This window comes from Streptococcus infantis, assembly GCF_047464155.1.
Lineage (GTDB): Bacteria > Bacillota > Bacilli > Lactobacillales > Streptococcaceae > Streptococcus > Streptococcus infantis_U.
In genome coordinates this window covers 224,481-243,276 of record NZ_JASHCL010000001.1, presented here as the reverse complement: position 1 = coordinate 243,276, position 18,796 = coordinate 224,481, and the positions used below count along the sequence as shown (strand labels likewise).

General features: G+C 38.8%; 19 protein-coding genes. 5 read left to right on the top strand and 14 right to left on the bottom strand.

Annotated elements, in window-relative coordinates; all coding sequences use genetic code 11:
- Positions 1-167: 167 nt before the first annotated feature.
- The 11 genes from QM810_RS01125 to ybeY all read right to left on the bottom strand — a co-directional run bounded on the left by QM810_RS01125 (position 168) and on the right by ybeY (position 9,127).
- Entirely contained in the window at positions 168-1,316 is a 1,149-nt protein-coding gene (locus tag QM810_RS01125; protein ID WP_414253546.1) for a hypothetical protein, read from the bottom strand.
- A gap of 189 nt (positions 1,317-1,505) precedes the next feature.
- Complete coding sequence (tehB, locus tag QM810_RS01120; RefSeq protein WP_414253545.1) at positions 1,506-2,366, bottom strand: SAM-dependent methyltransferase TehB; 861 nt, start codon at positions 2,364-2,366, stop codon at positions 1,506-1,508.
- Between the two features lie 14 nt (positions 2,367-2,380).
- Complete coding sequence (smpB, locus tag QM810_RS01115; protein WP_001051741.1) at positions 2,381-2,848, bottom strand: SsrA-binding protein SmpB; 468 nt, start codon at positions 2,846-2,848, stop codon at positions 2,381-2,383.
- A complete protein-coding gene (gene rnr / locus QM810_RS01110) occupies positions 2,811-5,153 on the bottom strand; it encodes a ribonuclease R (protein ID WP_414253544.1) in 2,343 nt (780 codons plus the stop codon). Before rnr ends, smpB begins: the two co-directional genes overlap by 38 nt.
- Before the next feature lie 212 nt (positions 5,154-5,365).
- A complete protein-coding gene (gene secG, locus QM810_RS01105; protein ID WP_000282517.1) occupies positions 5,366-5,599 on the bottom strand; it encodes a preprotein translocase subunit SecG in 234 nt (77 codons plus the stop codon).
- Positions 5,600-5,638: 39 nt separating this feature from the next.
- The gene (gene rpmG / locus QM810_RS01100) at positions 5,639-5,788 is read right to left on the bottom strand and encodes a 50S ribosomal protein L33 (protein ID WP_007519517.1); all 150 of its coding nucleotides are present in this window, start codon (positions 5,786-5,788) and stop codon (positions 5,639-5,641) included.
- A gap of 82 nt (positions 5,789-5,870) precedes the next feature.
- Complete coding sequence (gene coaE, locus QM810_RS01095; protein ID WP_414253543.1) at positions 5,871-6,464, bottom strand: dephospho-CoA kinase; 594 nt, start codon at positions 6,462-6,464, stop codon at positions 5,871-5,873.
- Entirely contained in the window at positions 6,464-7,288 is an 825-nt protein-coding gene (gene mutM / locus QM810_RS01090; protein ID WP_414253542.1) for a DNA-formamidopyrimidine glycosylase, read from the bottom strand. The genes coaE and mutM overlap by 1 nt, the downstream gene beginning before the upstream one ends.
- Positions 7,289-7,336: 48 nt before the next feature.
- On the bottom strand, positions 7,337-8,236 hold the full coding sequence (gene era / locus QM810_RS01085) for a GTPase Era (RefSeq protein WP_414253541.1): 900 nt from the start codon (positions 8,234-8,236) through the stop codon (positions 7,337-7,339).
- Positions 8,237-8,253: 17 nt separating this feature from the next.
- Entirely contained in the window at positions 8,254-8,649 is a 396-nt protein-coding gene (locus tag QM810_RS01080) for a diacylglycerol kinase family protein (protein ID WP_414253540.1), read from the bottom strand.
- The gene (ybeY, locus tag QM810_RS01075) at positions 8,630-9,127 is read right to left on the bottom strand and encodes an rRNA maturation RNase YbeY (protein ID WP_414253539.1); all 498 of its coding nucleotides are present in this window, start codon (positions 9,125-9,127) and stop codon (positions 8,630-8,632) included. The genes QM810_RS01080 and ybeY overlap by 20 nt, the downstream gene beginning before the upstream one ends.
- 104 nt (positions 9,128-9,231) lie before the next feature.
- On the opposite strand from ybeY, the gene QM810_RS01070 reads away from it, so the two are divergent.
- Both QM810_RS01070 and QM810_RS01065 read left to right on the top strand, forming a co-directional pair.
- Positions 9,232-10,884, top strand: a complete 1,653-nt coding sequence (locus QM810_RS01070) for an NFACT family protein (protein ID WP_414253538.1) — start codon at positions 9,232-9,234, stop codon at positions 10,882-10,884.
- A gap of 62 nt (positions 10,885-10,946) precedes the next feature.
- Positions 10,947-11,807: a YitT family protein gene (locus QM810_RS01065; RefSeq protein ID WP_414253537.1), complete on the top strand. Its 861-nt coding sequence runs from the start codon at positions 10,947-10,949 to the stop codon at positions 11,805-11,807.
- A gap of 61 nt (positions 11,808-11,868) precedes the next feature.
- Here QM810_RS01065 and nox read toward each other — a convergent pair whose 3' ends face one another.
- Positions 11,869-13,248: a H2O-forming NADH oxidase gene (gene nox / locus QM810_RS01060; RefSeq protein ID WP_036754694.1), complete on the bottom strand. Its 1,380-nt coding sequence runs from the start codon at positions 13,246-13,248 to the stop codon at positions 11,869-11,871.
- 318 nt (positions 13,249-13,566) lie between these two features.
- Between nox and QM810_RS01055 the strand changes: the two genes are divergently transcribed.
- From QM810_RS01055 to QM810_RS01045, 3 genes are read left to right on the top strand one after another with little or no spacing between them, the layout of a single operon-like run.
- The gene (locus tag QM810_RS01055) at positions 13,567-14,487 is read left to right on the top strand and encodes an FAD:protein FMN transferase (protein WP_414253536.1); all 921 of its coding nucleotides are present in this window, start codon (positions 13,567-13,569) and stop codon (positions 14,485-14,487) included.
- 34 nt (positions 14,488-14,521) lie between these two features.
- Positions 14,522-15,127 carry an NADPH-dependent FMN reductase gene (locus QM810_RS01050; protein WP_004252640.1) on the top strand — a complete coding sequence of 202 codons (606 nt, stop codon included), beginning with the start codon at positions 14,522-14,524 and terminating at the stop codon, positions 15,125-15,127.
- Positions 15,128-15,144: 17 nt separating this feature from the next.
- Positions 15,145-16,383: an NAD(P)H-dependent oxidoreductase gene (locus tag QM810_RS01045; RefSeq protein WP_414253535.1), complete on the top strand. Its 1,239-nt coding sequence runs from the start codon at positions 15,145-15,147 to the stop codon at positions 16,381-16,383.
- A gap of 91 nt (positions 16,384-16,474) precedes the next feature.
- Here QM810_RS01045 and QM810_RS01040 read toward each other — a convergent pair whose 3' ends face one another.
- Both QM810_RS01040 and glyS read right to left on the bottom strand, forming a co-directional pair.
- Positions 16,475-16,732 (bottom strand): DUF896 family protein, encoded by a 258-nt coding sequence (locus QM810_RS01040; protein ID WP_235084062.1) that lies wholly within the window; start codon positions 16,730-16,732, stop codon positions 16,475-16,477.
- Between the two features lie 21 nt (positions 16,733-16,753).
- The gene (gene glyS / locus QM810_RS01035; protein ID WP_414253534.1) at positions 16,754-18,790 is read right to left on the bottom strand and encodes a glycine--tRNA ligase subunit beta; all 2,037 of its coding nucleotides are present in this window, start codon (positions 18,788-18,790) and stop codon (positions 16,754-16,756) included.
- Positions 18,791-18,796 lie beyond the last annotated feature (6 nt).

Sequence of the window (18,796 nt, the reverse complement as noted above, 5' to 3'; positions counted from 1 at the left end):
GAATTCTATTTCGTCGTCCCACCTCCGCACAGTTGAGTAGGGCTGTAAAAGCTGATGAAATCAGCGTAGTAGAGCCCACTCAACCACTGCGTCTTGCTCGACAATCCAAAGACAATTGAGAGTCTAGAACTATTATCCCAGACTTTTCTTCACTATAACATCTAGTATCATTGACGTTTGTTCTTCATATATTTCCGTAACATGGGAATAAGATTCTGTATTTGATCCTGCTTTATCACCATTACACCATATTCCTGACAACGATGACTATAAACAGGATTGATTTTTCCAGAGCAAACAATCATTTTCAAGCAATTATCACCTGCAAAATGATTGGCATAAACTTCAAGTTCGTTAATAGCTTCAACTGCTAGATCAGTCATTTTACAAGAAATGAAAACTACAGAGTGACCTTTACGAAGAATAACATCAATCTCATTTTGAACATTGTCAGCCTCAGGGAAAATCCCATTCCAGTCAATTTCAGTACCAATCATACATTCATCAAAATACTCCGACTCGAGGGCTAGTAAATAGATATACAATTCTAAAATATGCCCTTTAGTTCGACATAGCAGATGTGCTTCTGGTGTTGGGAATGTATAAGTGACAGTATCTGTTGTTTCCTCTTCTACTTTCAATAAATTAGCTTTTGTGAACAAAGGAATCAAGCTACTGGGGTAAGAATAAATTTTTCCATTACTCTCCAAAACTTTTGCTGTTTCAGCGTGAAAATCATTTGTTTTTGCCAGTGCAAAGAATTGGGTAATCTGATACCATTTTTCAGGATTTTCGATAGCATATTTGGCCAATTTTTTAATAGCTAGCACTTGCTTATTAGAATGCTGAGGCCTTCTTGATTTAAGGACTTTTCCACCACGTAAAGCTATCAATTGTTCAATAGATAAACTAGGAATCTCTAACTTTTTATCATAAATCTTATCCCTTTCCCAGGCATACTGCTTTCCTTGTTCAACATCCAGAGCAATAATGGGAATACCTTTCTCCAAACCATACTGATATAGAACTATCGCTAATAGATTATCTCCACCAAAAACATCGATGGTCACTGTCTCAAAATCATTGATAAATACGTCTAATTCCTGGCAGATTTTTTCTAGGTGAAATTGTCGAAAATGTACTTGTTTTAAGTGTGGAACTTGTTCCATTAGAAAATGCTTCAAGGATAGCTTCTCTTCCTCAGCAATTTTTCTTGTAGAAAGATATAAAATCTCATCACAATCACTGACAAAAGCCTGATAGACATTTTTCTCAATGGTATGACGGTCGTACAGTTCAATTAAAAGACTAGTCATCCTAAGACCTCCTCTACAAAAAAGTTTGAAAGAATAGTGGTCGATTAGAATCATTTTAAAACCATCACAATTCTGTTTCATTTCATCGACTTCTCCTACTTCTAGTATAGCATAAATTGAGAATTCCCTTTCTTATTAGGGTAACAAATAAGGAATAGAAAACAACTGCTCTCTATTCCTTTTTTTCATTTATTTTACTTTTTTAGCCAACATGGTTGCAAAACGTAGTTGAATACGATTTCCGTTTTCATCGCGACGGTGGAGATGGCCTGGATTTTCATTGTACTTCACTAATTCCCAGTCCTTGTAGTAATTTGCCAACTCACCCTCTTTGAAGGTAAATGGGAAATTAACTGAACATGGATAATCTTCTGTATCCATAGCACAAACAATCAAATTATAGCCACCGATAGAGGTTTGTTCCTGCATGTTTTGAATAATAGCAGGAATACGATCTGCTTGTAAAAACATGAGAACAACAGTCGATACGATAAAATCGTAAGTTTGACCAATGCTAGCTGAATTGATATCGTAGAGACCAACAGGCATTTCTAAATCTTCTTGCTCTACGATACTTTGCAAAATTTCAAGGGATAGCTCATTTTGATCCACTGCTGTGACATCAAATCCATGTTGTGCGAGAAAGAGGGCGTTTCTACCCTGCCCACAGCCTAGGTCTAGTGCCTTACATGGTTTTACTGTATCCATAGCTTCTAAAACTTCCGAATGAACTGGATTGGTATTGTATTTCTTAGGGAAATAATCTTCCGGCTTACAATAGAATTCTAAATACCATTCCACATCGTCTGTTGCAGCCTCTACTCGGTGCCAGGCTTGCGGTTGAGCCATCGGATTATCAGCACCTGCTTCAAAGAGATGTTCGGATAGTACCTCTCCCTCTTCAGTTAATTCAATAAACTTAAGAGCTCCTTTTAATACGGTAATCTTGCCCCAGGTTCCAACCTTAGTATTGTGTTTTCTTTGAACAGCCTCTGGCATGGTGTCTCTATTCCATACAGGCATTCGTTTGTAGGCAACTAGTTTTTCCATATCCTTCACTCTTTCTATCGGTGATTAACAGCCTTCATAACACGCGCAATGTCTCGATCCTGCTCACGACGTTTAATCGACTCACGCTTGTCATAGTCGTGCTTCCCTTTTGCAAGTCCTAAAAGAAGCTTAGCATAGCCATCTTTGATATAGACTTTAAGAGGAACCAAGGTCATACCTGTTCCTTTTGTTTCTTGCTCTAACTTCTGGATTTGCTTTTTATGAAGGAGAAGTTTACGACGACGTTCTGGCTCCTGGTTCCAAATGTTGCCCTCTTCATAAGGAGCGATATGAACGTTGCTCAGCCAAACTTCCCCATTTTTAACTTGGGCAAACCCATCTTTCAGATTGATGCGGGCTGCTCGAACACTCTTGATCTCAGTTCCTGTCAGAACCATTCCTGCTTCTAGCGTATCTACGATTGTATAGTCGTGGTGTGCCTTTTTATTTTGCGCGACGACCTTTCCCTCGCCCTTTGCCATGCTTGGCTCCTTTCTTTGCTACTTCTTTATAAAAAGGTTTCTTGCTTTTTTTCTTCTTGTCTTTTGGAGAATGCTTGCGCTTATCACCTAAGCGATCAGATTTTCTCTTGTCTTCTTTCTTATCCGAACGACGACCTCTATCCTTACGACCAGAGCCTTTCAAACCTTTCTCAATGACATCAAATTCACTTGGAATAAAGGAGAAATCAATCTCGCCAGTCATCTTATCGGCTCTTTCGACACGAATACGTATCTGCTGACCCACTCGGAAAGTTGTCCCTGATTTCTCCCCACGAAGGGTTAAATCACGTTCGTTAAAATGATAGAACTCAGGCAGATTTGTGATGTGAATTAAGCCTTCGACTGTATTTGGCAATTCAACAAAAAGACCAAATTTAACAATACTGGAAACAACAGCATCAAACTCTTCACCCACAAACTCTTCCATGTATTCAGCTTTTTTCATAGCTTCGACTTCACGCTCTGCCTCGATGGCACGACGCTCACGATTAGAAGACTGAGTCGCAATCTCTGGAATGACCTGTTCAAAATGTTCCGCAACTTCCTTGGAACGTCCATAGTCACGAATCATACGGTGAACCAAGAGATCAGGATAACGGCGGATTGGACTAGTAAAGTGAGTGTAATAGTCTGCAGCTAAGCCATAATGCCCATGATTATGCTCAGAATATCGAGCCTGCTGCATGGAACGCAGAAGCATCATGGATAACACATCTGCATAAGGCTCACCTTCAACAGCACGCATGATGTCTTGGAGGGCTTCTTGACTAATTTCACTGGCAGTCCCATAAACTCTCAAGCCAAAACTTGAAGCATAATCAATAAACTTCTGAACTTTTTCAGCTTTAGGTTCCTCATGGATACGATAGATAAAAGGTAGGTCCAGCTTGCTAAAGTGCTCAGCAACCGTTTCGTTAGCAATCAACATAAAGGACTCAATCATACGTTCAGCAACACCACGATGTCGAAGAACAATGTCAACTGGCTTGCCTTTTTTATCTACCAAAATCTTAGCTTCATTGGTATCAAAATTGAGGGCTCCACGCTTAATTCGCATACTTTCCAAAGTTTCATGGAGCTTGGCCATAAGTTCGATACTAGGAACAATTTTCTTATACTCTCGTCTCTTCTCCTCGTCACCTGCTAGGATGTCATTGACATCACTATAAGTCATACGGAAACTTGTCTTGATAACAGTCTGTGTAATCGTATAATTACGAACACGACCATTTTTATCAATTTCCATAATAGCAGATTGAGTCAAGCGGTCCACTTGAGGGTTAAGAGAACAGATTCCGTTTGAGAGGCGCTCTGGCAGCATTGGAACTACACGGTCTGTCACATAGACAGAGGTCGCACGATTGAGAGCTTCCTTGTCAAGAGCAGAACCCTCTGTCACATAGTAGGAGACGTCGGCAATATGAACACCTAGTTCGATATTTCCATTTTTCAATGGTTTGATATGAACTGCGTCATCTAAGTCTTTTGCATCCGCTCCATCAATGGTAAAGGTAATTTGATCTCTTAAGTCCAGACGACCTTCCATATCCTTCTCTGATGGTGCATCCGGAACACTCTCCGCTTCTTTAAGAACAGCCTCTGGAAACTCAGATACAATATCCATTGATTCCAAGACCTCGAGGACATCAATCCCTGCATCTGTAGAATGTCCAACCACATCTAAGACACTGGCAACAAAGAAATCGTGTTTCTTACTTGGGTACTTATCAATAAAGACCTTGAGAACTTCTGTACCGTCTAATTGAATAGCTGGCTTCTTAACGTAGATTGGTTGACTAATCTTTTGATTTTTTGAACGGATATAACCCGCATACTTAGGCTTTTCCTCATCAAGAACAATTTGACCAACTACCGTCGTCAAACTGTGTTCTAAAATATCGATAATCTTTGCTTCAGCTGCAGTTCCTTTTTGGCGATCCGCAACCTTCTTGATTACAATTTCAACAGTATCGCCATCAATGGCATAGTTAACATCATTTTTCCCTACAAAAAGGTCATCTTCTTCCCCTTCTAGGCTTACAAAACCAAAGCCATTTTTGTGGGCATGAAAAGTTCCTTTAAGAGTAATCTCGTGTTTCTTCTTTTGGTCCAAGGTGAGACTACCATCTTCTTCAAAGCGAATTTGGTGCTTCCTTTCCATCAGCGACAAGGTTTTAATGAGCTCTCGAAAGTCCTTGGAACCATCCATTCCAAGAGCTTGAGCTAAGTCATTTACAGTGACTCGTCCCTTTTCTTTTAAATATTCTTTTATTCTATCTTTCATGTTTTCTTTCTAGATTGTTAAATTTTTTTGTGTAAAACCTTCTCAAACATCATTTAATACTCAATAAAAATCAAAGAGCAAACTAGAAAGCTAGGCGCAGGTTGCTCAAAACATCGTTTTGAGGTTGCAGATGGAAGCTGACGTGGTTTGAAGAGATTTTTGAAGAGTAAAAAATAAAAATAGGCAAAGACCTAGTCCCGCCCATTATTTTCTTATCTACTTGATAATACCGTCAATGCTAAGGCAATGGCTAGCCAGAAAAAGACTAAGATTCCTGTCAAACGTTGCATTACAGCTTCAAAACCACGCGCTTTGCTACGTTCAAACAAATCACCTGAGCTGGCATCAAATACATTGCTAGATTGATTTTTAGTTGGTTGCATAAAAATTGCAATCACAATCACAACAGATAATACTAATAAAATGGTTAATAATAGGTTATACATATCAAACTCCTTAAAATCCCTATTATTCTACCATAATTTCTACTTAGATTCAAGATGTAGAGTCACTTTTCTTTCTTTGGGACAATACTTTAAGACTTCAATCTTATCTGGATGTGTTTTGGAGTTCTTACTGGTTAGATAATTCATGCTGCCACAAGAGGAGCATTTTAGATTAATTTTTACACGCACTAGATTTTTGTATTTGATACTATTTTAATCTAAGATGACTTGAACAAACAATACCAAAATTCTCCTTCCTAACAAAGTTAATTTATAGACACATTTCATCAAGTAACTGAACTACCTGAGCTATCAGCTGTTCTTGATTTCCATTATTATCTAGACTGTGACTAGCCAGGCTAATTTTTCTTTCTAAACGCCATTGAGAGTTTAAACGGGATTCAGCTGCTTCTTTTGAAATTTGATCCCGTCTCATTAATCGCTCCAATTGAAGATCACGATTTACATAGACTAACCAAGTTTCGTCAAACCATGAAGCATAGTCCTGCTCAAAAAGCAGGGGAATATCCATGAAAAAGAGTGCTTCAGTCTGAGCCAACTGATTTCTTAATGCAGCTAACTCCTCACGAATAATCTCTCCTTGGGTTCTCTTAGACCATTCCTGCTCTTCGGGCTTTGAAAAAATAAGGCTAGCAAGAATAGGGCGATTCAGTTCACCATTTTCTAAAAGGATTTTCTCCCCAAAATGCTCCACTAAAATCTGAAATAATCGTCCACCTGGTTTTTGTAGTTGGTGCACAAGAGCATCCGCGTCAACGACTTCAAACCCTTTTTGTCTAAGAAAATTTGTAACAGTTGACTTCCCAGATGCAATGCCTCCAGTAATTCCAATGATTTTAGCCATTACTTCCTCCTTTGACACTTAGGACAAAAGTGGGTTCCTCGACCACCAAGTTGAATCTTTTCGATGATAGCTCCGCAACGCGAACAAGCTTGCCCCGTTTTGTCATAGACTTGATGAAATTCCTGCATGGTACCATCTTCTCCAAAAGCATTGGTATAGGTTCGGATAGTGGACCCGCCCTTTTCAACGGCCTGTCCTAAAACATTGATCGTTTCATCATGGACTTTTCTAGCCTCTTGGGAGCTTAAACTATTAGAGGTTCTAGAAGGATGGACTTTCGCTCTCCAAAGAACTTCATCAACATAGATATTTCCCAATCCTGCAACCAAAGTCTGGTCGAGAAGATGCGATTTGATTGGTTTTTTAGATTTTTTCAAGGCTAGTTTAAAACTCCCTAAATCAAAGTCTTGCTCAGTTGGTTCAGGGCCCAGTTTTTTTGATATAAAGTAAGAATCCAATAGTTCAGGAGCCAACAGTTCCAAGGTACCAAACTTACGGACATCCTCATAAACTAGAGTCCCACCATCTTCAAAATGAATCAAAACATGAGCGTGTTTACGTTCTGGAACTTGGTCTGGGTAATAAAAATACTTGCCTTCCATTCTCAAATGAGAGATTAGAACTTTGTCGGATAAATAGAAAAGTAAATACTTGCCACGACGTCCCATTGATTGAATGACTTGACCGTGTATTTCCTTCTGAAATTCATACAAATCAGTTTTAATCATCTTGGGGTAACGAATGTCAATGTTTGAAATCTTCTTCCCCAGAATCAATTTTTCCAGACCTCGCCGAACTGTTTCTACCTCAGGTAATTCAGGCATAGTCCCTCCTTCTCTAAAAACAAGAAGCAGGCTCCTGCCCACCTCTTCTTAATATTCTTTTTCGTTGTAACCAAAATCGGCAAGATCTAATTTCTTATCGCGCCAATTTTTCTTAACCTTAACCCACGTTTCTAGGAAGACCTTGTCTCCTAGCATGAGTTCGATATCTTTACGAGCCATGGTTCCAATCTTCTTGAGCATAGCGCCACCTTTACCGATGATAATCCCTTTTTGGCTGTCACGCTCGACCATAATGGTTGCTCGGATATGAACCTTGTCAGTCTCTTCATCTCGTTTCATAGAATCAACCACTACTGCAACTGAGTGTGGAATTTCCTCACGAGTTAAGTGTAACACTTTTTCACGAATCATCTCTGATACTAGGAAACGTTCTGGGTGATCGGTGATTTGATCTGACGGGAAATATTGGAAACCCTCTTCTAAGTTTTCGATCAAAATATCGATCAAACGCGAAACATTATTTCCTTGTAGAGCTGAAATCGGTACAATTTCCTTAAAGTCCATCTGACTACGGAAATCATCGATTTGAGCCAAGAGTTGGTCTGGGTGCACCTTGTCAATCTTGTTTACCACGAGAATGACTGGTACTTTAGCAGCCTTGAGGCGTTCGATGATCATATCGTCACCCTTCCCGCGTGGTTCATCTGCTGGAACCATAAAGAGAACTGTATCGACTTCACGAAGAGTGCTATAGGCAGACTCAACCATGAAGTCTCCAAGGGCTGTCTTTGGTTTGTGAATCCCTGGAGTATCAATAAAGACGATTTGTTCCTTATCCGTGGTGTAGATTCCCATAATCTTATTACGCGTTGTTTGCGCCTTATCACTCATGATGGCAATCTTTTGCCCCATGACATGATTCAAAAAAGTTGACTTCCCAACGTTTGGACGTCCTAAAATGGCTACGAAGCCTGATTTAAATGTCATAGTTACCTCTATAATGTTTAAAATAGCAAATCCCAAATCCTAGGGATGAAAATGATAAGTCCAGTCACTGCAGCAAATAAAGACACAACAAGAACTGCACCTGCAGCCATGTCTTTAGCCTTCTTTGCAAGCATATCGAAGTGATAATGGCTAGCCAAATCCACTACATTTTCAATAGCAGAATTCAAAATCTCAAAAGCAATTACTAAAAAAATGCTTAGTAGGAGAAAGAGCCATTCAATTTTGGAAACTTGAAAAACAATGCCTGCAAGTAGAACTAAGAGAGAAGTCACTGCATGCTTTCTCATATTACGCTCTTCTTTTATGGCAGTAAAAATACCTGTCAGGGCAAAATCTAAACTTGAGAGCAAGTCGCGATTCTTCCATTTTCGTTTATTGTCTTGTGAGTCCATAGGCTGTTAAAATTTCTTCTTGTAAACCGAACATCTCCGCTTCTTCTTCCGGAGTGTAGTGATCATAACCGTTTATGTGTAAAAAACCGTGCACAGCTAAAAAGCCCATTTCACGTTCGAAACTATGACCGTACTCTTCAGCTTGCTCATGCGCTTTATCAATTGAAATGAATAATTCGCCGATATAAGAATCAAATTCTGACATCATTTCTGCTAAGTCAGGATCTTCTGCCAAATCCTCTTCGTCAAAGGTAATCTCTAATTCAGGTTTGTATTCAAGGCTAATAACATCTGTTGGACGGTCAGTAGCACGAAACTCTAAATTGAGCTCATGACTGCGTTCATTGGTCACAAAAGTGACTGCCATCTCCTTGTCTTCTTTTCCAAGCTTTTTAGCAGCAAATTCCAAAATTTCTTGAGTTTGCTTTAAAATTTCTTTAGAAACCTGACCAGTTTCATCTACCATTTCAATATACATGCGTTTCTCGATTCTCTTTACTTGGCTTTATTATACCATATTTCTATGATTTTATTCTACCTTTTTGATATAATACTATGGAATACATTCATAAGGAGAGAACCATGTCATTTGATGGATTTTTTTTACACCACATGGTTGAGGAATTGCGAGCTGAACTACTAAACGGTCGCATTCAAAAAATTAATCAACCTTTTGATCAAGAATTGGTCTTACAAATCCGTAGCAATCGCCAAAGTCATCGTCTGCTCCTTTCTGCTCATCCTGTTTTTGGACGCATTCAGTTGACAGAAACGACCTTTGAAAACCCTGCTCAACCTTCTACCTTTATCATGGTTTTAAGGAAATATTTACAGGGTGCTGTTATCGAGTCTATCGAGCAGATTGAAAACGATCGAATCGTTGAAATCACTGTTTCTAACAAGAATGAGATTGGAGACGATATTCAAGCCACCCTCATCATTGAGATTATGGGTAAACATAGTAATATCCTTCTCGTAGATAAGTCTAGCAATAAAGTTCTTGAGGTGATCAAGCATATTGGTTTCTCTCAAAATAGTTACCGTACACTACTACCTGGTGCAACTTACATAGCCCCACCAAGCACAGACGCTCTCAATCCTTTTACCATTAAGGATGAAAAACTTTTTGAAATCCTACAAACACAGGAATTGACAGCTAAAAACCTTCAAAGCCTCTTTCAAGGTTTAGGCCGTGATACGGCAATTGAATTAGAGAATTTATTAACTGATGATAGGCTTTCCAATTTTCGTGACTTTTTTAAGCAAGAAACCAACCCATGCTTAACTGATAAGTCTTTTTCTTGTGTCCCTTTTTCAACTAAAATTGAAGGACATTTTTCAAGCTTATCTCAACTTCTTGATGTTTTTTACAAAGATAAGGCAGAACGTGATCGTGTCAAACAACAGGCTAGTGAACTCATTCGTCGTGTTGAAAATGAACTACAAAAAAATCGTCAAAAGCTTAAGAAGCAAGAAAAAGAACTGCTTGCTACTGAAAACGCTGAAGAGTTCCGACAAAAAGGCGAGTTACTAACGACTTTTCTACATCAAGTTCCAAATGACCAAGACCAAGTCGTCTTAGATAACTACTACACCAATCAGCCTATTACGATTTCTCTCGATAAGGCTTTAACACCAAACCAAAACGCTCAAAAATACTTCAAACGTTATCAGAAGTTAAAAGAGGCTGTTAAATATCTGACTGAATTAATCGAAGAAACAAAATCTACTATTCTCTATCTGGAAAGTGTAGAAACGGTACTCAACCAGGCTGGGCTAGATGAAATTGCTGAAATTCGTGAAGAATTAATTCAAACAGGCTTTATTAGAAGACACCAACGCGAAAAAATTCAAAAGCGTAAAAAGCCAGAGAAATATCTGGCTAGCGATGGGAAAACCATTATTCTCGTTGGACGAAACAATCTTCAAAACGAGGAATTAACCTTTAAGATTGCGAGGAAAGAAGAACTTTGGTTCCATGCTAAGGATATCCCAGGAAGCCACGTAGTCATCTCAGGCAATCTCAATCCTTCTGACGAAGTCAAGACGGATGCTGCAGAACTCGCAGCCTACTATTCGAAAGGACGTCTTTCTAATCTCGTTCAAGTGGATATGATTGAGGTTAAAAAACTCAATAAACCGACTGGTGGAAAACCTGGTTTTGTTACCTATACCGGTCAAAAAACTCTTCGTGTTACACCTGATTCCGAGAAAATTGAATCCATGAAGTTGTAATATCAGTCTTATTTTAAAAATATTATTACTTCACTTTTACACAAAAATAGGAGGGGAGCTCAATGCTACGGCATATTAAACCAACTATAACTATTATATTCGGAGCTGCTATCTTCGCCTTCGGACTTACTTATTTTGTTGTTCCACATCACTTGTTCGAAGGTGGAGCAACAGGGATAACCTTGATTACCTATTACCTCTTTAACATCCCTATTTCGCTGATGAATATCTTGATTAATATCCCTCTCTTCCTACTAGCTTGGAAAATATTTGGACTAAGATCACTATATTCCAGTCTACTTGGAACCATTGCCGTCTCCGTCTGGTTAGCTATCTTTGAGAAGATTCCTCTTCAGTTTAACCTTGAAGGAGATCTCGTTGTGGTTGCTTTAGTAGCTGGTGTCCTCCTAGGTGTTGGACTTGGTGTTATTTTCAACGCGGGTGGAACAACTGGTGGTACTGATATCGTCGCTCGTATCCTTAATAAATACACCAATATCTCTGTTGGAAAATTGCTTTTTGGACTTGATTTTCTGATTCTAATGTTGATTTTAATCATCTTCCAAGACCTACGTCTTGTAACCTATACTCTCTTATTTGACTTTATCGTTTCAAGAGTTATTGACCTAATCGGTGAGGGTGGATATGCTGGAAAAGGATTTATGATTATCACTCAAAAACCGATGGAATTAGCCGATAAAATTAACAAAGAACTCGGTCGTGGTGTTACCTTTATCTCAGGACAAGGCTACTATAGCCAAAAGGACTTAAAGATTATTTACTGTATTGTCGCAAGAAATGAAATCGTGAAGATGAAAGAAATGATTCATACAGTTGATCCGATGGCCTTTATCACTATCACGGAAGCTCACGAAATCCTTGGAGAAGGGTTTACTTTCCCAGCAAGAGACGATATTTCTTAACCTTAAAATAAAAAAGTAACTTCAATAGTTGAAGTTACTTTTTTTATTGTCATATCATCAATTATTTTTCTGCTGTAAGTGCAGCCATTGTGATGTAGTTGTATGGTTTATTGAAGTGTGGCAAGAAGAATAGGTCTGTCAATGCTAATTTGTCAATTGTAACGTGTTCTTGAATAGCAAGTGAGAACATGTGAATACCCATGCTAATTGCTGAATCACGAGATACCATTTGAGCACCAAGGATTTCACGGCTGTCTTTATCAAAGACAATCTTGATAGCTACTTCATAGTTGTCATGTTTCATAAATTCTGGTTTTTGAAGATCGTTGAATCCAGTTTCAGTTGCGTTGTAACCAGCAGCTTTTGCTTTTTCAAGTGTTAAACCAGTTGAAACCATGTGAAGACCATAGATTGAGATACCGTTTGATCCTTGAACACCGATTCCTTCAAGCTCATGTCCACAAGCATTGTAGGCACCTACGATACCAGTACGAACAGCGTTTGATGCAAGAGCGATGTAGCTAGTGTCTTTACGAGCGTTGTCATAAACAGTTGCACAGTCACCAACAGCATATACACCTGGGATAGATGTTTCTTGTTTCTTGTCTACAAGGAAAGCACCGTTACGGAAGAGTTCGATCTTACCATCAGCAAGTGCAGTGTTTGGACGGAAACCAACTGCAAGAACAACCATATCCACATCAAATGTTTCTTTGTCAGTGATCAAGCGTTCAACTTTTCCTTCACCTTCGATAGCTTTAACAGTTTGACCAAGTGCCAAACGGATGTTGTGGTCTTCCAAGTTTTTAGCCATCATTTGCGTGAAGTCTTTGTCATAGTATCCGTTCAATACAGTGTCAACGATATCAACAAGTACAACTTCTTTTCCAAGACGTTCGAAAGCTTCAGCAAGCTCAACACCGATGTAACCACCACCTACAACAGCGATACGCTCAAGGTGTTTGCTCTTGTCAGCAAGTTTGTTGATAACTTCTTCTGCGTTTTGGTACAACTTAACAAATTGAACATTTTCAAGAGTTGCTTTGAACTCACGGTTACCTTTAACGATTTCAACGCCTTCGATTGGTGGCAAGATTGGAGTTGAACCAGTAGCAAAAATCAATTTATCATAAGATTCTTTGTGTTCTTTACCTTCTACTTCTGCAGTTACAACTTTGTTGTCGTAGTCAATTGAAAGAACTGGTGAGTTCATGTAAACTTTAGCACCTTTCGCTTCCAATTTTTCTTTGTCAGAGTAGAACAAACCTTCAGGTCCGTCAATTTGTTCACCAATCCAAAGTGCCATTCCGCATCCAAGGAATGAAATGTTTGAGTTTTGGTCAAATACAACGATTTCGTTTTCGTTTCCAAAGTTGTCCAACATAGTGTTGATACATGCAGTTCCAGCGTGGTTAGCACCCACGACTACGATTTTACTCATAAGATAAATCCTACCTTTATTTTTTTATTTACCTCTCAAGTATACCATTATCTGTTAACGTTTTCAAGACTTTTGACTAGTTTGATGTTATTTAAGAAAGTTTTTGAAAGATATATCAACTTGTTTTCAAAGAGTTCTTATTGATTTGGAGCTGTTTTTATTTTTTTAAGCATATTTCTTGACTTTTTGTAAAAAATAATTTGTGAAAACGCTGACTTTATGATATTCTATTTATATGGAAATAAATTATAAATTTTAAATTTCTTATTCATTCAAGATTTGTAGCTATTTCCGAGTGATTTGAAGGGAGTTGATTCTTTGCCTCTTAGTTCATCATCTGAGCGATTAATGGGAACTACGATTACTATTTCCTTAGTACATGAACAAGCCGATAATCTTCTCCGTCAAGCTTTTGATTTGCTCAAGGAACTTGAATTCCGCTTCAATGCTAACAGTACTGAATCTGAATTAATGGAAATTAACTATCAGGCAGGTATTGCCCCAGTCAAAGTCCACCCTGATTTATTTGAACTGATTTCATTAGGTCTAAAACACAGTCTAGCACCTAATAGTCATCTCAATATTAGTATAGGACCTTTGGTTCAAACCTGGCGTATCGGTTTTTCCGATGCAAAGATTGCAAGCCCTGAAGAAATTGCTTCAGCCTTACCACTAATAGACCCTCATTTTATTAAACTCGATTCAGTCAATTCTACAGTTTTCCTAGAAAAAAAGGGAATGAAAATTGACTTAGGGTGTTTAGCAAAGGGGTACAGTGCAGATAAGGTTGCAGCTTTCTTAAAAGAAAACGGCGTCACTTCTGCTCTTATCAATCTTGGAGGAAACATCCTCACAATTGGGAACAACCAATCAAAAGATGGACGTCCGTGGCAAATCGGCATTCAAGATCCAAATAATCCACGCGGTAATCACCTGATGACCTTATCTATTACTGGAAAATCAGTGGTTACATCTGGGATTTATGAACGGCATCTTGAAATCAATGGCAAGGATTATCATCACATTTTCGATAGTGAAACAGGCTATCCTATTGAAACGGATCTAGCTAGTTTAACCATTATATCTGACCGCTCTGTTAACGGCGAGATATGGACCACACGATTATTTGGCGAACGTAGCGCCTCTATTATGTGGCAAGTCGAAAATATTGATGGTATCGAAGCCATCCTCATTGACAAAGATGGACATGTCGCCTGTTCATCTGGTATCCAACGATAAATAATTAATAATGCAAAAAGAGAAAGGAAAGCCCATGCTTAAACTTATTGCTATTGTAGGAACAAACTCAAAACGTTCCACAAACCGCCAACTGCTTCAATATATGCAGAAACACTTTGCTGACAAAGCAGAAATCGAATTGGTAGAAATTAAAGATCTGCCTGTATTTAACAAACCAGCTGACAAACAAATCCCAGCTGAAGCTACGGAAATCGCTGCTAAAATCGAAGCTGCTGATGGAGTTATTATCGGTACACCTGAATACGATCACTCAATCCCAGCTGTTCTTATGAGCGCTCTTGCTTGGATTTCATATGGTGTATTCCCGCTTTTGAACAAACCTGTCATGATTACAGGTGCTTCATATGGTACACTCGGTTCTTCACGTGCTCAATTGCAACTTCGTCAAATTCTTAATGCTCCTGAAATCAAAGCAAATGTTCTTCCAGATGAATTCTTGCTTTCACATTCTCTTCAAGCATTTGATCAAAATGGTGACTTGGTAGATCTTGATGTCATCAAGAAATTGGATGCCATCTTTGATGACTTCCGTATCTTTGTTAAAGTTACTGAGAAATTGCGTAACGCACAAGAGCTTCTTCGCAAAGATGCTGAAGATTTTGATTGGGAAAATTTGTAAGATAGGAGATCGAAAGAATGAAATTTGTTGGACTTGTTGGATCAAACTATGATCAATCATATAACCGCAAACTCTTGGAGTTCATCCGCCGTCAGTTTAAATTTAAATTTGAACTAGAAGTTTTGGAAATCGATGAAGTTCCAATGTTTAACCAAGACGAAAAATGGGACGACAGCTTCCAGTTGCGCCTTCTTTACAACAAAATTACTCGAGCTGATGGTGTGATTATTGCTACTCCAGAGCACAACCACACTATTTCTGCTTCACTTAAGTCAGTCCTTGAATGGCTTTCATACGAAGTTCATCCATTTGAAAACAAACCAGTTATGATTGTGGGTGCTTCATATTATGACCAAGGTACTTCACGTGCTCAAGTTCACCTTCGTAAAATTCTTGATGCACCAGGAGTAAATGCCTACACATTACCAGGTAATGAATTCCTTCTTGGAAAAGCTAAAGAAGCTTTTGATGCAAACGGAAATATTATTAACGAAGGAACTGTTAAATTCCTTGAAACTTGCTTAGATAACTTTGTCAAATACGTAGGAGTCGTATCTAATTTGAAAAAACCAAAACCAATTGAACCAGAAGACTTGGATTGTGGAAAACCAATTGCCACAACTATTACTGAAGTTGACCCTGATGATCCAGAATGGGTAGAAAAAGTTGCAGAAATTACAGGTGCTGTTTCAGGTGATACATACGTTAAACTTGACCATGGTATCCTTACAGTTAATCAAATCGATATGTTCTTGAAAGCTATGCCTTTTGAATTGACATATGCTGATGATAATAACCAATTCCTATACTACAACAACGCTCATCAAGATCCAGAAACAATGTTTGCGAAACGTGTACCACCTCAATCTGGCAGCCGTATGTCAACAGTTCACGGATCACTTCCACCTGCACGTATGAAGAACGTTGAGTGGGTTATTGGTACGCTTCGCAATGGAAACCAAGAATACGTACGTACAATTGTTCCTGGTTCTCCAGCAGGTGTTATCAATACTCACAACTACCAAGCTATGTACTATCCTGATGGATCATATGCTGGTATTAATGAAATTGTCTTTAACTTCCAACCATGGCTTGACTGGTACTTGAAAGAAACTGGTCAACGTTTGGTAGGCGGTAGCGGACCTTTCGCTCCTGCTGCAGGTCATGGTGATGCAGATGCTACTTCTGGCGCTTCTGACTCAGCCGATGGCGGCCACGGTGGTAGCGCAGATGCTACTTCTGGTGCTAGTAACTAATAACTAACAAAAAGGAACCATTTTGGGTTCCTTTTTTAAGAGACAACAAAACTCGGTTAGTGTATGCTAGCCGAGTTTTGTTTTATTTAACTTAGGAATTTGGATCGTCAAGACTTCTACCATGCAAGCCTTTTTCACGTTGTACCTGACGAAGCTTTTCCGGTGTCACGTCGTTTCCTTCCTCATCCACGATTTTAATTCCTTCAACATGGTGACGAACTGCTCGACGATATCCCTCAATGTATTCTTCACGAAGTTGGGCTTGTTCTACTTTTTCTTCCGCAGTCAAACCTTCTGTTTTTTTCTTTTTAGCAAGCTCATTAATACGAGCGATTTTTTCTGGTGTCATATTTGGACCTCCAATTTATTTTTATTTTGTATTGAGAAGATTGAAAGCAGCTACTGTTTTTGCTTTATTAACAAGTTCAGCAAGGATAGCTAAACGGTTGTTCTTCACATCAACATCTTCTGCCATAACCATGGTATTGTCAAAGAATGCATCAATTACTGGACTAAGAGCAAATAGTTGCGTTAATTTATCACTAGCTGAACCTTGCAATTCTAATCTTTCTACAGCTTGAGCTAGTTCTCTTTCTTGTTCATTTTCAAAGAGACTTGAATCAACTTTGACTGAACCATCTGCCTTTTCTGCTAAGTTAAAGGCACGAGAGAGAGATTCAACTGATGATTTGTAATCTTCAGTATTTGCAGCTTTGGTTAAAGCTTCTGCAGCTTCAATCATATCAGAAACAACAAAATTCGAACTTGCGAGAACAGCTTCTTTGATATCTTTTGCAGTAGAACCCATCATCTTATCAACACGAGCTTTAATGAAGTTAAGCACTTCTTCTTGATTATCATAAGTTATACTTTCAAATGATAAGGCATAAAGGCTCGCAATCAATTCGTCCATTGGAATCTTCCAACCAAAGTCTTCCAAGATTCGAACAATTCCTTGTGTTGCACGTCGAAGAGCATACGGGTCGTTTGAACCTGATGGAATCAAGCCAACCGAGAAGAAAGATAAGAGAGTATCTAATTTATCAGCTAGTGCAAGGATAGCACCAACTTTAGACTCAGGAAGGGCTCCATCAGCTGAGTCCGGTAGATAGTGTTCACGGATAGCTTTTGCCACTGCAGCATTTTCACCTGCGAGAAGAGCATATTTCTCACCCATGATCCCTTGAAGCTCATCAAATTCACCAACCATACCGGTTAAGAGGTCAAATTTATAAATGGCTGCAGCACGAGCAAGATCAATAGATTCATCAACTGATAGACCAGCTTTTTCAGCTAGCTGGATAGCAATTTGCCCTGTACGAATCATGTGTTCACGAAGAGAACCAATCTTTTCATGGAAGGTAACGTGTGAAAGTTTAGCAACTAAATCTTCAATCTTGAGTTTTTGGTCTTCACGCCAGAAGAATTCTCCATCTTCCAAACGAGCAACCAAAACTTTCTCATTTCCTCGAATGACATTTTCCAAGTGTTCAGCATTTCCGTTACGAACTGAAATGAAGTTTGGTTTTAGATTTCCTTCAAGATCACGGACTACAAAGTAGCGTTGATGAGTTTCCATTGAAGTAACCAAAACTTCTTCTGGAACCTCTAGGTATTTAGGGTCAAAATTACCAATAAAAGCAGTTGGATATTCAACCAGATTCAAAACTTCATTCAAAAGTCCCTCATCAACCTGAACTTGAACACCTTCTGATGCTTCAATAGCCTTGATTTGTTCACGAATCATATTTTCGCGTTCAATACTGTCAGCAATGACATAGACTTTTCGTAAATCCTCTTCGTAACTATCAGCATGACGAATTTCCACTTCATGTCCAAGGAAACGATGTCCACGGCTCACTCTGCCTGAATGAATATCTAAGAAGTCCATATCAAGAGCTTCATCATCCAAAAGGACTATCAAAGTATGGACAGGACGAATGTATTCAAAGGTATTATTTGCCCAGTGCATACTTACTGGGAAGCTAAGGCTAGCCAATACTTCTGGAATCCCTGTCAACACCTCCTCAGCAGGTTTTCCAGCTTCATGCTTGGTTACATAGACATATTCTTCACCTTTAATTTCACGGAATTCAATATCATCAACTGTCAAGCCTTTTCCACGGACGAATCCTTGAGCTGCTTTAGAAAAGTTCCCTTCTGCATCCAAGGCGATTTTCTTAGAAGGTCCTTTAAAATCTTCAGTCAAATCCGTTTGTTGGTCTGCTAAACCAAGTACACGAACAGCCAAACGACGTGGAGTTGAGAAAGTTTGAATGCCTTCATATGAAAGGCGGTTTTCATTCAAGAACGTTGCCATTTTTTCACCTAGTTGTTTTTCACTTGGTGTGACAACGTAGGCTGGTAACTCTTCGAGCCCTAATTCTACTAATAAGTTTTTTGTCATGTTTTT